Origin of the sequence: Georgenia phoenicis, from assembly GCF_047302425.1 — a bacterium.
GTDB lineage: Bacteria > Actinomycetota > Actinomycetes > Actinomycetales > Actinomycetaceae > Oceanitalea.
Window position 1 is genome coordinate 308,728 of record NZ_CP154855.1, and the last position, 12,704, is coordinate 321,431.

Here is a 12,704-nt window from a genome sequence, read left to right on the forward strand (position 1 = left end):
CCTCCGGGTCCGCCATGGCCGTTCTGCCGTTCCGGTGTGCGTCAGGCGCGGACCAGCGGCGCCAGGCCCTCGCTCCTCGCCGGGGCCGCGGTGTCACCGGTCGCAGCGAGCCAGTTCGCCAGCAGCCGGTGACCGTGCTCGGTGAGCACCGACTCGGGGTGGAACTGGACGCCGTGCAGCGGAAGCTCCCGGTGCTGCAGGCCCATGACGACGCCGCCGGCCGTGCGCGCGGTGACGACGAGCTCGTCGGGGACGGTCGCGGGGTCGACGGCCAGCGAGTGGTAGCGGGTGGCCGTGAAGGGCGAGGGCAGCCCGGCGAAGACGCCGGCGCCGTCGTGCTCCACCGGTGACGTCTTGCCGTGCATGAGCTCCGCGGCGTGGGTGACGGTGCCGCCGTAGAGCTCGCCGAGGGCCTGGTGGCCGAGGCACACCCCGAGCATCGGTACCCGGTGCTCGGCGCAGCGCTCGATGACCTCCAGGCTCGCGCCGGCCTCCTTGGGGGTGCCCGGCCCGGGGGAGACGAGGACGCCGTCGAAGTCGCGGGGGTCCGCCGTCACGTCGTCGTTGCGCTGGACCACCGTGCTGGCCCCGAGCTGCTCGAGGTAGCCGACGATCGTCCACACGAAGCTGTCGTAGTTGTCGACGACAAGGAGCCGGGTCATGAGCCGTCCTCGATGGTGGTCTCGTTGAAGGGCATGTAGGGGGCGATCTCGGGGAACAACCAGGTGAAGCAGACGTAGACGACCGCGGCCGCCAGGAGGAGGACGAGGACGATGCGGAACCACACGGGCCCGGGCAGCGCCCGCCACAGTGCGCCGTACATCAGCGTCCCTCCTCGAGCAGCTCGGCCGGCTTGCCCTCGTTCTTGTCGATCCAGTACTGGAGCTCACCGTAGGTGATCCACCGCTCCGCGGCGGAGAAGAGCGGGTGACACGTGGTCAGGGTGATCGTCCGCGCGGTGGGCGCCACCCCGGGCTCGTTGGGCACGGGCGCGATGACCTCCACCTGCGAGGGGTGGACCACCTCGGTGCCGGTGACGTGGTAGACGAGGTAGGCGTCGGCGGTCTCGACGATGAGGGAGTCCCCGACGACGATCTGCTCGATCTCCTTGTACGGCGCGCCGTAGGACTGCCGGTGCGCCGCCGTGGCGAAGTTGCCGACCTCGCCGGGCAGCTGGGTGTCGGGGTAGTGCCCGATGTAGCCCCGGTTGAGGACCGAGCTCATCCCGACGCCGTGGGCGATCGTCCGCTCGTAGTCACCCAGCCGGGGGATGTGGAGCGTGCCGAGCAGCTCGCCCTCACCCACGGCGGCCGGGATCGGCGGTGGGTCGGTGCGCCGCTCGCCCTCCTGCGGCGGGGCCTGTACGACCCCCTCCTTCTCGCGCCAGTCCTCGAGGACGTCCGCCTGGTAGCTGTTGGCCTCGACGTCGGTCCACCACAGCTGCCACACGACGAAGAGTCCGAGCAGCACGCCGGCGGTGATGAGCAGCTCGCCGACCACGCCCACGAGCGTGGAGACCGCACCCCTGCGTCGCCGCGGCGGCTCGCTGCGCTGCCCGGGCAGCTCCTCGAGCTGAGTGGCCATCGATGGTTCCCCTGTCGGTCGACGTGTCCTTCGAGCGTAGTTCACCCGGCCTGGGCGTGGCCCAGCCGCAGCGACCCCGTGTAGGCGGGCATGTCGATCTCCTCGGCTTCCTCGAGGGACCACCCCAGCCCCACGGCGTCGACGTACTGGAGGTAGACGTCCACGGCCGGTGAGGTCTCCACCGCCTCCCGGAGCTCGTCCGGGTCCCCGATCGCCGACACACGGTAGGGCGGGGAGTAGTGGCGGCCGTGGAGGAGCAGGACGTTGCCGACGCAGCGGACCGAGGACGTGGAGGTGATGCGCTGGTCCTGGATCATCATGGCCTCGGCACCGCCCGCCCACATCGCGTTGATGACGGCCTCGAGGTCTTGCTGGTGGACGACGAGGTCGTCGGGGTGCAGGCCGCTGGAGGAGAGGTCGGGAGGCACGGGCGCGTCCCACAGCTCGACGACGAGGCCGGGCCCGGTCACCGGGACGCGGCCGGCCGCGAGGGCGGCGAGGTCGCCGTCCTCCTCCTCGGGCTCGGTGAGGGGCTGCTGGGCGGCCACGAGGGCGTCGCGCTGCTTGCGGAGCTCGGCGACCTCGGCCTCGTTGTCCTCCAGGCGCGCGGTCTCGACCCGCGCGAGCTCGACGAGATTGCTCGGCGACCGGTCGGCGTCATCGTGGAAGAGGTTGGCGCTCGTGGCGAAGAGGAGACCGGCGAGGGCGGCGACGGCGCCGACGGCGACGGACCCGTGCCGGCGGTCACCGGTTCCCGGCTCGGACATCCTCACCTCCTGGTCAACGCTCTGGACCCTACGGACCTTCCCGCCCACTACGCTAGGGGAGGTGCCGTGCGCCTCGAAAGGGCGGCTGACGGCGGAACACCCGAAGGAGAGCTGACAGTGCCGGAGTCCAAGCGCCGCAAGAAGAAGGCGACGTACACGCCCCCGTCCGCGCCCGCCCAGCCCAAGGAGAGCCCGCGCTGGTGGGTGCCGACCGCCGTCGTGCTCATGGTGGTGGGGATGCTGTGGGTGGTGGTCACCTACATCGTCCAGGCGGCCGGGCCCATCCCGGGGATCGGGAACCTCAACCTGGGGATCGGCTTCGTCGTCCTGCTCGTCGGTTTCCTCATGACGCTGCGCTGGCGCTGACGCCAGCCGCCCGGTGCGCCGGTCCCCGACGGGGGCCGGCGCATCGTCGTCTCCGGGCCGGTGCTGTGCCCACAGCTGTGGACCAACCTGTGGAGAACTACACCGGTGTAAGTCCACAACTGTGGACAGGCCTGTGCAGAACTACACGCGTGTAACTCATGTGATGGCGTATTTGGCGGCGGCGAGGCCGACGACGAGCGCGGCGACGAGGACCGTGGCTATCACGCTGGTCGCGCTCTGCCGCTTCCGCGGTGCGTAGACGTAGGCGGCGGCGAGGAGCGCCCCGGTGACCAGCCCCCCGAGGTGGGCCTGCCAGGAGATGTTGGGGATGGTGAAGCCGATGACGGTGTTGATGACGAGCAGCACGACGATCTGCGTCGTGTCCCGCCCCAACCGCCGCAGCGCGATGCCGATGGCCCCGAAGAGCCCGAACACGGCACCGGAGGCGCCGACCACCGCGGTGATCCACTGCATCTCGTAGGGGGAGGCGAAGAGCAGCACGCCGACGGAGCCGCCGACCGCGCTGATGAGGTAGAGCGCCGCGAAGCGCCAGCGGCCCAGGGCCGGTTCGAGCACCGAGCCGACGATCCACAGGGCGTACATGTTGACGGCCAGGTGGAGGAACCCGCTGTGGAGGAAGGCGGCGGTGAGGAAGCGGTAGGGCTGCGTCTCACCGGCGAAGGGCACGAAGACGAGCTGGGTGCGGGCGTCGCCGGGCGCCATGAGGGCGACGTAGGCGACGAGGCACAGCGCGATGATCGAGATGGTGACGACCGGGCGGCCCTCGCGGGCGCGCCCGCCGAAGACGGTGCGGCGGGCCGGCAGCGCTGCCCGGGCCTGCGCGACGCAGTCGACGCACTGGATGCCCACCGGCGCCGGACGCTGGCACTCCGGACACGCCGGGCGGTCGCAGCGCTGGCAGCGCACGTAGGAAGGACGGTCGGGGTGCCGCGGGCAGACCGGCGCCTGCGCGGCGCCGGCCTGCCCGTAGGGACTGGCGGTCATCCGGTCAGTCGGTGACGGTGATCGAGGAGATGACGATGTCCTCGACCGGGCGGTCGTTGCGGCCGGTCGCCGTGGTGCCGATCTGGTCGACGACGGCGCGGCTGGCGGCGTCGACGACGCGACCGAAGATCGTGTGCTTGCCCTGCAGCCAGGTGGTGGGCGCCGTCGTGATGAAGAACTGGGAGCCGTTGGTGCCGCGGCCACCGATCTTGCCGGCGTTGGCCATGGCGAGGACGTAGGGCTGGGTGAAGTCGAGCTCCGGGTGGATCTCGTCGTCGAAGGTGTAGCCCGGGCCGCCCGTACCGGTGCCGAGCGGGTCGCCGCCCTGGATCATGAAGTTGGGGATGACACGGTGGAAGATGACGCCGTTGTAGAGCGGCTCGTTCGTCTCCTCACCCGTTCCCGGGTGCGTCCAGGTCCGCTCACCCTTGGCGAGGGAGACGAAGTTGTCGACGGTCTTGGGGGCGTGGTTGGGAAACAGCTCGACGGTGATGTCGCCGAGGTTCGTGTGCAGAGTAGCTTCCATGCGGCGATCCTTTCACGCTCCCCGCGGTGTCCGCAGGTGCGGCCCGTGCCCTCGGCTCCCCGACGTGGCAGGGTGGGACCAGGACGGGGTCGCGGCCGTGCTGCACGGTGAGAAATCGGCCCTCGGAATGGTGCGCTCGTCTCCCCGCGGTGGGACGATGGGCGCCACAACCTGTCAGTCAAGGGAGAGCACATGTCGCGCAAGCAGAAGATCCGCGAGGTCGACACCGACAAGGTCCGCCAGCAGGCCGTCGAGCTCGGGCACGTCCTCGGTGAGCAGGCGGGCCGCGCCGGTGAGCTCGCCGCCTCCCTGGCCGAGCACGGCAAGGTCTGGGCCACCGACGTCGCCGCTCCGAAGGTCGACAAGGCGTGGCGCGACGGCGTCAAGGTCGCCGCCCCCAAGATCGAGGCCGCCGCCGAGAAGGCTCGTCCCGTCGTCGACTCCACGCGCGACAAGATCGTCGAGGACTACCTCCCGCGCGTGCAGAAGGCGATGCACGACGCCGCCGAGGCCGCCTCCGGCAAGGGCACCGTCGCCGAGAAGGCGACGAAGGCGAGCAAGGCCGCCCAGAAGGCCATCACCACCAAGCCCAAGAAGAAGCGCGGCGGCAAGAAGGTCGGCTGGATCCTCGTGGGGACCGCCGCCGCCGGCACCGGCTACCTGCTGTGGCGCCGCACGCAGCCCGTGGACGACCCGTGGGCCGAGGAGTACTGGGAGGACACCACCGTGACGACCCCGAACGACGACGCCTCGAGCAGCGGCCAGGTCACCGCCGTGCCGAACGCGACCGACGACGGCGAGCCCGCGGTCGACGCCGCGACCGTCGCGGAGGAGACCGAGACCGCCGCCGGCGCCGTCAACACCGAGACCACGCCCATCGACTCCGGCCGCGGCGAGACCGACGTGGACACCACGCGCAACGCCTGACGCGCGTTCGCACGACGGCCCGGGTCCGCATGGACCCGGGCCGTTGTCCGTGGGTGCCTCAGTCCTCGCCGCGCAGACGGGCGATCTCGGCCTCGAGGGCAGCCACCTGCCGCCGGAGTTCCAGGACGACGCGCACGCCCGACAGACTGATGCCGTCGTCGGTGAGGCTGATGACCTCGCGCAGACGGTCGATCTCGGCGAGCGTGTACCGCCGCTGGTTCCCGCCGGTGCGGCCGGGGCTGACGAAGTCGAACTCGTCGAGCCGCCGCAGCTGCGCCGCCGGGACGCCGAGCAGTGTGGACACCTGCCCGATCGTGAAGAACGGGGTATCGGGGTCCATGAGTGGGGCGTCGCCGGCTCCCCGCCTCGTGCCGCCGTCGTCGCCCACCTGATCACCTCGTCCCGGTCTGCGCGTCTACCCTACTCGTCCGGGTCGTGACGGTGCCGCTGTCGTCGGTGCGCACGTCGACGTGGTGGTCCTCGAAGGGCAGCCGGTCGATCTCGACGACCCCGAGGCCGTGGTCGCCCGGTCCCACCTGGAGCCCCGCGCCAGGGGTGGTGGCCGAGAGCCCCAACGCGATCCGGAGCAGCTCGAAGGGCACCGCGGCCGCCCACGCCTGGGGCGAGCACGACGTCGGGTACGGGACGGGCACGGGCTTCTCCGCACGGTCGAATCCACAGAACAGCTCGGGCAGGCGCCCGTCGAAGGCACGGGTCGCGTCGATGAGCCCGTCGACGATGCGCCGAGACTCGGCCGCGAAGCCGTAGTCGGCCACCCCGGCCGCGATGAGAGCCGTGTCGTGGGGCCAGACCGAGCCGTTGTGGTAGCTCACGGGGTTGTAGCGAGCGTTGCCCGTACCGAGGGTGCGGATCCCGAACCCGGTGAACATCTCCGGTGACAGCAGGCGCTCGACGACCTGCCCGGCGACCGCCTCGTCGACGATCCCGGTCCAGAGGCACTGCCCGGCGTTGGAGGCGATCGCGTCGACGGGCCGCTTGCGGTTGTCGAGGGCGAGGGCGTAGAAGCCCTCCTCCGGGAGCCAGAACGCCTCGTGGAACCGCCGCTTGAGCACGGCGGCACGCTCGCGCCACTCTCGTGCACCGGTCACGTTCCCCCGGCGCTCGTCGAGGTCGGCCTTGGCGAGGAACGCCGCGTAGCAGTAGCCCTGGACCTCGGCGAGCGCGAGCGGCGTCCTCGCGGGCGCGCCGTCACGGAAGGCGATCGCGTCCGTGCTGTCCTTCCAGCCCTGGTTGGCCAGGCCCCGGTCGGTCGCCCGCTCGTACTCGACGAAGCCGTCCCCGTCGCGGTCGCCGAGCTCGACGATCCACTCGACCGCGGCGTCGACGGCCGGCAGCAGCGGCTCCAGCTCGGCCATCGGAACGCCCCAGCGGGCGGCCCGACCGACGACCATGACGAACAGCGGTGTGGAGTCGATCGAGCCGTAGTAGACGCTGTTGCCTCCCAGGGCGAGGGACAGGTCGGCACCGCGCCGGACCTCGTGGAGGATCCGACCGGGCTGCTCCTCGGTCATCGGGTCGATGGTGGTGCCCTGCATCCTGGCGAGGGTGCGCAGGGTCCCCATCGCGAGGTCGGGCGAGAAGGGCAGTGTCATCCAGCTCGTCAGCAGGGAGTCGCGACCGAAGAGGGCCATGAACCAGGGCGCGCCGGCGGCGACGACGTCGTCCTCGGGGTGTCGGGGGTCGACGATGCGCAACGCACCCAGGTCCTCCTCACTCCGCCGCAACGCCTCGGCGAGCGCCGGGTCCTCGACGCGGATGTCCGGGACCGACGCGTGCCAGCCGCGCATCCGGCGCACCGGCTCCGCCTGCTCCACGGGCTCGTCGAGGGGGAAGGGGGTCGCGAGCTCCTCGTCCTCGACGCTCGCCACGACCTCGACCGTGGCGGTCCAGCGACCGCCGGCGGGCACGGTGGCGGTGAAGCGGAGCTGTCCCTCGGAGGCCACGGACCCGGGAGCACTGACGCGGACGCCGCGCCGGCTGCCCGCCCGCTGCACGCAGAGGGTGAGGTCGGCGCCCGCCGCCACGCGCTCGACGACCGGCGAGTGCGGGAAGCGACGTTCCTTCACCTCGAAGAGGTCCGCGAAGTCCGCCCCGACGAGGAGGCGCAGCTCGACCCCCGCTGCCTCCGACCCGTAGTTCTCGAGCACGATGTCCTCGCGCATGCCCTGCCCGACGTAACGGCGTCGCTCCACGACGAGGGTCGGTTCGACGTGGCCGGGACGCACCGGAGCCCTACCGACGAAGAGGGCCTCGTAGGGCTCCCGCGGCAGCACGGCCAGCGGCTCCACCGGAGCGTCGTCGACGAGCAGCTGCCACCGGGAGAGCAGTCGCGTGTCCTGGACGAACAGCCCTTCGGCACGAGCGGGGTCGATGTCCCCGCTCGCACCGCTCACACAGAACGACGAGCCCTCGACCAGCGTGACGCTCGTCGGTGCGACGGCGATGACTGACTGTTGCGTGGTCACAGCACCTCCGCTCGGTCCTTGCTATGCAGGGTTGGGCTATATTACAACTCGACTTGAAGGTTTGGCGCCTGCAGCGTTGCAGGTTCCGGTTTCCGATCGACAGCCGAGGAGAAGCCATGTCACTCAGCACTCTTCCCGGGCGCACGCCTGCCGACACCAGCCACCGGGATGATCCGCAGCCCGACCGCCTGCGCGTCGCCATGGTGGCCCCGCCGTGGTTCGAGCTCCCCCCGCGCGGGTACGGGGGCACCGAGGCCGTCGTCGCCGGCCTCGTCGACGGTCTGGCCGACCGCGGCCACGAGGTCACGCTGCTCTCGGCGGGCGAGCACCGGACCCGCGCGTCCCGCCACCACCGCATTTACGACGCGCCCCCCACGGGCCTGCTGGGCAGCCCACTGCCGGAGGTCGTGACCGCGGCGGAGACAGCGCGCGTGCTCGGCAGCACGGAGCTCGACGTCGTCCACGACCACACCCTTGCCGGGCCGCTGCTGGCCGCCTCCCGCCCGCAGCCCACCGTGGTGACGATGCACGGACCGGTCACGGGCGACAACGGTGACTACTACCGGCGCCTGGGGCGGACCGTCGGCCTGGTGGCGATCTCCGAGGCGCAGCGCCGGCTGGCCCCAGACCTCAACTGGGTGGGCACGGTGCACAACGCCATCGACGTCCAGAGTTTCCCCTTCCAGGCGGACAAGGACGACTACCTGCTGTGGCTCGGCCGGTTCAGCCCGGACAAGGGTCCTGAGCTGGCCATCGAGGCAGCCCGGCGCGTCGGCCGCCGCATCGTCCTCGCCGGCAAGATGAACGAGGCGGAGGAGCGAGCCTACTTCCGCGACGTGGTCAGGCCCCTCCTGGGACCCGACGCCGAGTACGTGGGGGAGGCCGACGCCACTCTCAAGCGCGAGCTGCTCGCCGGTGCCCGGGCCCTGGTCTTCCCCATCCAGTGGGAGGAGCCCTTCGGCATGGTGATGATCGAGGCCATGGCCTGCGGCACCCCGGTGGTGGCACTACGCCGGGGGAGCGTGCCGGAGGTCGTCGCACACGGGCGCAGCGGCCTCGTCGTCGACCGCTTCGGCGACTTTCCCGCCGCGCTGCGTGTGGCGGAGGGCCTCGACCCTGCCGCGGTACGGGAGGACGCCGAGGCACGCTTCGACCTCCCGGTCATGGCGGCCGGGTACGAGCGCGTCTACCGTCAGGTCCTCGCCGCGGAGGCGGCGACGGCCCGGGTGCGGAGCGGCGTCCTGAGGTGACGGGCCGCGGGTCGGCCGCGACGGCGCGGGCGGCCCGCGCACCACCGGGCGGAGCTGGTGGAGCCAGCGGGACTCGAACCCGCAACCCCCTGCTTGCAAAGCAGGTGCGCTACCAATTGCGCCATGGCCCCCGGCGCCGACCGTGCGGCCGGCAGGGGAATGCTACTCGCGGTCAGGCCTTGGCCGTGTCCGCGGGAGCGTCGGGGAAGGTGTTGCCGCCGAAGCTGTCGGTGACCTCGGCCCACAGCTCCCGCTCCTCGCGGTCCGCCTTGACCTTGGTCCAGACGGCGTAGCCGGCGCCTGCCAGCGCGGCCAGTCCGAGGAACTTCTTCATGCGGGTCCCCTCCTCGGGTGGTGATCGTGTGGGCCTAGCTGGACTCGAACCAGCGACCTCTTCCTTATCAGGGAAGCGCTCTAACCGTCTGAGCTATAGGCCCGGTGCACTGCGGCGCGTGGCCGGGGGTGCCGAAGCAGACTACCCCAGCCCGCGGGCCGTTCCCAAACCCGTGAGGGTGGCCGGGAACGTCGCGTTCGCCACAGTTCAGTCGTCGGTCAGCGTCAGGTGCACACCACCGACGAGCGCGGCGACGATGTTGTACAGGAACGCCCCGAGCGTCGACAGCGCCGTGAGGAGCAGGACGTCGACGACGGCGATGATCGCGGCCATCGAGATGACGCGGTCGAACTGCACGTAGTCCATGAGCCGGAGGAAGTTCTCCGAGTCGAGCGTGAGGAGGAGCTCCTCGACGTCGGCGAAGACGTGCATCGAGTCGAGGACGAACCACATGGCCGCGGCCGCGACGACGATCCCGATACCGACGGCGATCGACAGGAGGAAGGACAGCTTCATGACCGACCACGGGTCCACCCGTGCCACCGACAGGCGCACGCGGCGCGGACCGGCCGAGGCGGGACGAGCGGCCGGGCGAGGCTCGCTCTCCGCGGCCGGCGCCTCCTCGGGCCGTGCGGCCGACTCACCCGGCGCCGTGGCGCCGTAGCGGGGGGCCGTGGCCGACCCGCCGGAGACGCCGGGACGGACCGCGGTGGCGGCGGCGTCGTTCACCGGGGCGGTGTCGGCGGGCCGGGGGACGACGGGGTGCTCCTCGACCCCACGGGCCGCCGCGAAGCGCTCCGCGAGGCTGGTGCGCATCGCCTGCTGCCCCGGGCCGGGCTGCTCACCCTCCGGCGGCGTCACGTCCGCACCCTGACCGGGCGTGCTGCTGCTCATGCGTCTCCTCCATCGTCGCCCTCGGTGGGCTCCTCGGTCTCGTCAGGGGTCGACGCTACGCCATCGGCGTCGCGCTCGGCGTTGCGAGCGACGGCGATGATCCGGTCGCCCTTGTCCGGCTTGGCGAAGATGACGCCCTGGGTGTTGCGGCCGGTGAGGCTGACCTCGGCCACCGCGGACCGCACGATCTTGCCGCGCTCCATGATGACGAGGACCTCGTCCTCGGGGCTGGTGAGGAGGGCGCTGACGAGGTCGCCGCGGGCCTCGACGAGGTTGGCGACCTTGATCCCCAGGCCACCGCGGCCCTGGACCCGGTACTCCTCGACGTTGGTGCGCTTGGCGTAGCCACCCTCGGTGACGACGAACAGCGCGGCGTTCTCGTACCAGGGACGCACGACGTCCATGGCGAGCAGCTCGTCGTCCTCGCGGAACTTCATGCCGGTGACGCCGGAGGTCGAGCGGCCCATGGGACGCAGCGCCTCGTCGGTCGCGGTGAAGCGGATCGACTGGCCCTTGCGGGAGACGAGGAGCAGGTCGTCCTCGCTGTTGACGAGCTGGGCGGACACGAGCCGGTCCCGCTCGCCGTCGGCGTCCTCGCGCAGGTTGATCGCGATGATCCCGCCGGTGCGATTGGTGTCGTACTCCTGCAGGCGGGTCTTCTTCACCAGGCCCGACCGGGTGGCGAGGACGAGGTAGTCGGCGTCCTCGTAGCTGCGCAGCGCGACGACCTGCGCGATGCGCTCGTCCGGCTGGAAGGCCAGCAGGTTGGCGACGTGCTGGCCCTTGGAGTCACGCCCGCCCTCGGGCAGCTCGTAGCCCTTGGCGCGGTAGACGCGGCCCATGTTGGTGAAGAAGAGCAGCCACTGGTGGGTGGTGGTGACGAAGAAGTGCTCGACGATGTCGTCCTCGCGCAGCTGGGCGCCGCGCACGCCCTTGCCGCCACGGCGCTGGGAGCGGTAGTTGTCCGTCCGCGTGCGCTTGGCGTACCCGCCCCGGGTGATCGTGACGACCACGTCCTCCTCGGGGATGAGGTCCTCCATCGACATGTCGCCCTCGTAGGGCACGACCGTCGTGCGGCGCTCGTCGCCGTACTTGGCGACGATCGAGCCGAGCTCCTCGGAGACGATCCTCCGCTGGCGGGGCGGGGAGGCCAGGATGTCCTTGTAGTCCTGGATCTCGGCCTCGATCTTGTCGTGCTCGTCGATGATCTTCTGCCGCTCGAGGGCCGCGAGGCGGCGCAGCTGCATGGCGAGGATCGCGTCGGCCTGGACCTCGTCGATGTCGAGGAGGTCCATGAGGCCCACGCGGGCGGCGTCGCCGCTCTCCGAGCCGCGGATGAGCGCGATGACCTCGTCGAGCATGTCGAGGGCCTTGAGCTGGCCGCGCAGGATGTGGATGCGCTCCTCGGCCCGGTTGAGGAGGAAGCGCGTGCGGCGGACGACGACGTCGATCTGGTGGGTGACCCAGTGGCGCACGAAGGCGTCGAGGCTGAGGGTCCGCGGCACGCCGTCGACGAGCGCGAGCATGTTCGCCGGGAAGTTGTCCTGCAGCTGGGTGTGCTTGTACAGGTTGTTGAGCACGACCTTGGCGACGGCGTCGCGCTTGAGGACGATGACGAGGCGCTGACCCGCGCGGCCGGAGGACTCGTCGCGCATGTCGGCGATGCCCTGGAGACGACCGTCGTGGACGAGCGAGGCGATCTTCGTGACGAGGTTGTCCGGGTTGACCTGGTAGGGCAGCTCGGTGACCACGAGGCACTGGCGGCCCTGGATCTCCTCGACGTTGACGACGGCGCGCTGGGTGATCGAGCCGCGGCCGGTGCGGTAGGCGTCCTCGATGCCGCGACGGCCGAGGATCGTGGCGCCGGTGGGGAAGTCGGGGCCCTTGATGCGCTCCATGAGCGCCTCGAGGAGCTCCTCCTTGCTCGCCTCGGGGTTCTCGAGGAACCACTGGACGCCGTCGGCGACCTCCCGCAGGTTGTGCGGGGGGATGCGGGTGGCCATGCCGACGGCGATGCCCTCGGAGCCGTTGACGAGGAGGTTGGGGAACCGCGCCGGCAGGACGAGCGGCTCCTGGTTCTTGCCGTCGTAGTTGTCCTGGAAGTCGACCGTCTGCTGGTCGATGTCGCGGACCATCTCCATGGCCAGCGGCGCCATCTTGCACTCGGTGTACCGCGGGGCGGCGGCACCGAGGTTGCCCGCTGATCCGAAGTTCCCCTGGCCGGCGACGAGCGGGTAGCGCATCGACCACGCCTGGACGAGGCGGACGAGGGCGTCGTAGATCGAGGTGTCACCGTGGGGGTGGTACTGCCCCATGACCTCACCGACGACGCGCGAGCACTTGTTGAAGGCCGCGTCGGGGCGGTAGCCGCCGTCGTACATCGCGTAGAGCACGCGGCGGTGGACCGGCTTGAGTCCGTCACGCACGTCCGGCAGGGCACGCCCGACGATGACGCTCATCGCGTAGTCGAGGTACGAGCGCTGCATCTCGAGCTTGAGGTCGACCTGCTCGACGTGGTCGATGGGGGGCTGGGTCACTTGGTCCTTCTATCCTTCGGCAGGCAGA

The 12,704-nt window shown here is 71.1% G+C and carries 14 protein-coding genes and 2 tRNA genes; 3 read left to right on the forward strand and 13 right to left on the reverse strand.

What is annotated here, in order from left to right:
* Positions 1 to 41: 41 nt before the first annotated feature.
* From AA0005_RS01560 to AA0005_RS01575, 4 genes are read right to left on the reverse strand one after another with little or no spacing between them, the layout of a single operon-like run.
* A complete protein-coding gene (locus tag AA0005_RS01560) occupies positions 42 to 662 on the reverse strand; it encodes an aminodeoxychorismate/anthranilate synthase component II (RefSeq protein ID WP_413451678.1) in 621 nt (206 codons plus the stop codon).
* Positions 659 to 823 carry a hypothetical protein gene (locus tag AA0005_RS01565; RefSeq protein ID WP_413451679.1) on the reverse strand — a complete coding sequence of 55 codons (165 nt, stop codon included), beginning with the start codon at positions 821 to 823 and terminating at the stop codon, positions 659 to 661. Before AA0005_RS01565 ends, AA0005_RS01560 begins: the two co-directional genes overlap by 4 nt.
* On the reverse strand, positions 823 to 1,584 hold the full coding sequence (locus tag AA0005_RS01570) for a class E sortase (RefSeq protein WP_413451680.1): 762 nt from the start codon (positions 1,582 to 1,584) through the stop codon (positions 823 to 825). The genes AA0005_RS01565 and AA0005_RS01570 overlap by 1 nt, the downstream gene beginning before the upstream one ends.
* Positions 1,585 to 1,625: 41 nt before the next feature.
* The gene (locus AA0005_RS01575) at positions 1,626 to 2,351 is read right to left on the reverse strand and encodes a DUF881 domain-containing protein (protein WP_413451681.1); all 726 of its coding nucleotides are present in this window, start codon (positions 2,349 to 2,351) and stop codon (positions 1,626 to 1,628) included.
* Between the two features lie 117 nt (positions 2,352 to 2,468).
* Between AA0005_RS01575 and AA0005_RS01580 the strand changes: the two genes are divergently transcribed.
* Positions 2,469 to 2,717 (forward strand): cell division protein CrgA, encoded by a 249-nt coding sequence (locus AA0005_RS01580; RefSeq protein WP_413451682.1) that lies wholly within the window; start codon positions 2,469 to 2,471, stop codon positions 2,715 to 2,717.
* A 156-nt stretch (positions 2,718 to 2,873) separates the two neighbouring features.
* On the opposite strand, the gene AA0005_RS01585 is transcribed toward AA0005_RS01580, so the two are convergent.
* A complete protein-coding gene (locus AA0005_RS01585) occupies positions 2,874 to 3,722 on the reverse strand; it encodes a rhomboid family intramembrane serine protease (RefSeq protein ID WP_413451683.1) in 849 nt (282 codons plus the stop codon).
* Between the two features lie 4 nt (positions 3,723 to 3,726).
* A complete protein-coding gene (locus AA0005_RS01590; protein WP_413451684.1) occupies positions 3,727 to 4,248 on the reverse strand; it encodes a peptidylprolyl isomerase in 522 nt (173 codons plus the stop codon).
* Positions 4,249 to 4,440: 192 nt separating this feature from the next.
* Between AA0005_RS01590 and AA0005_RS01595 the strand changes: the two genes are divergently transcribed.
* Positions 4,441 to 5,175, forward strand: a complete 735-nt coding sequence (locus tag AA0005_RS01595) for a hypothetical protein (protein ID WP_413451685.1) — start codon at positions 4,441 to 4,443, stop codon at positions 5,173 to 5,175.
* 58 nt (positions 5,176 to 5,233) lie between these two features.
* Here the strand turns inward: AA0005_RS01595 and AA0005_RS01600 are convergent, their stop codons facing one another.
* A complete protein-coding gene (locus AA0005_RS01600) occupies positions 5,234 to 5,563 on the reverse strand; it encodes a MerR family transcriptional regulator (RefSeq protein WP_413451686.1) in 330 nt (109 codons plus the stop codon).
* Between the two features lie 4 nt (positions 5,564 to 5,567).
* Positions 5,568 to 7,661 (reverse strand): glycogen debranching N-terminal domain-containing protein, encoded by a 2,094-nt coding sequence (locus tag AA0005_RS01605; protein WP_413451687.1) that lies wholly within the window; start codon positions 7,659 to 7,661, stop codon positions 5,568 to 5,570.
* Positions 7,662 to 7,777: 116 nt separating this feature from the next.
* On the opposite strand from AA0005_RS01605, the gene AA0005_RS01610 reads away from it, so the two are divergent.
* On the forward strand, positions 7,778 to 8,911 hold the full coding sequence (locus AA0005_RS01610) for a glycosyltransferase family 4 protein (RefSeq protein ID WP_413451688.1): 1,134 nt from the start codon (positions 7,778 to 7,780) through the stop codon (positions 8,909 to 8,911).
* Positions 8,912 to 8,966: 55 nt separating this feature from the next.
* Here the strand turns inward: AA0005_RS01610 and AA0005_RS01615 are convergent.
* The 5 genes from AA0005_RS01615 to gyrA form a co-directional block, all read right to left on the reverse strand.
* A tRNA-Ala gene (locus AA0005_RS01615) sits at positions 8,967 to 9,042 on the reverse strand.
* Between the two features lie 41 nt (positions 9,043 to 9,083).
* Positions 9,084 to 9,245, reverse strand: coding sequence for a DLW-39 family protein (locus tag AA0005_RS01620; RefSeq protein ID WP_413451689.1), 162 nt, complete (start codon positions 9,243 to 9,245; stop codon positions 9,084 to 9,086).
* 29 nt (positions 9,246 to 9,274) lie between these two features.
* Positions 9,275 to 9,348, reverse strand: a tRNA-Ile gene (locus AA0005_RS01625).
* A 104-nt stretch (positions 9,349 to 9,452) separates the two neighbouring features.
* Positions 9,453 to 10,139, reverse strand: coding sequence for a DUF3566 domain-containing protein (locus AA0005_RS01630; RefSeq protein ID WP_413451690.1), 687 nt, complete (start codon positions 10,137 to 10,139; stop codon positions 9,453 to 9,455).
* Positions 10,136 to 12,625 carry a DNA gyrase subunit A gene (gyrA, locus tag AA0005_RS01635; protein ID WP_413453048.1) on the reverse strand — a complete coding sequence of 830 codons (2,490 nt, stop codon included), beginning with the start codon at positions 12,623 to 12,625 and terminating at the stop codon, positions 10,136 to 10,138. The genes AA0005_RS01630 and gyrA overlap by 4 nt, the downstream gene beginning before the upstream one ends.
* Between the last annotated feature and the right edge of the window lie 79 nt (positions 12,626 to 12,704).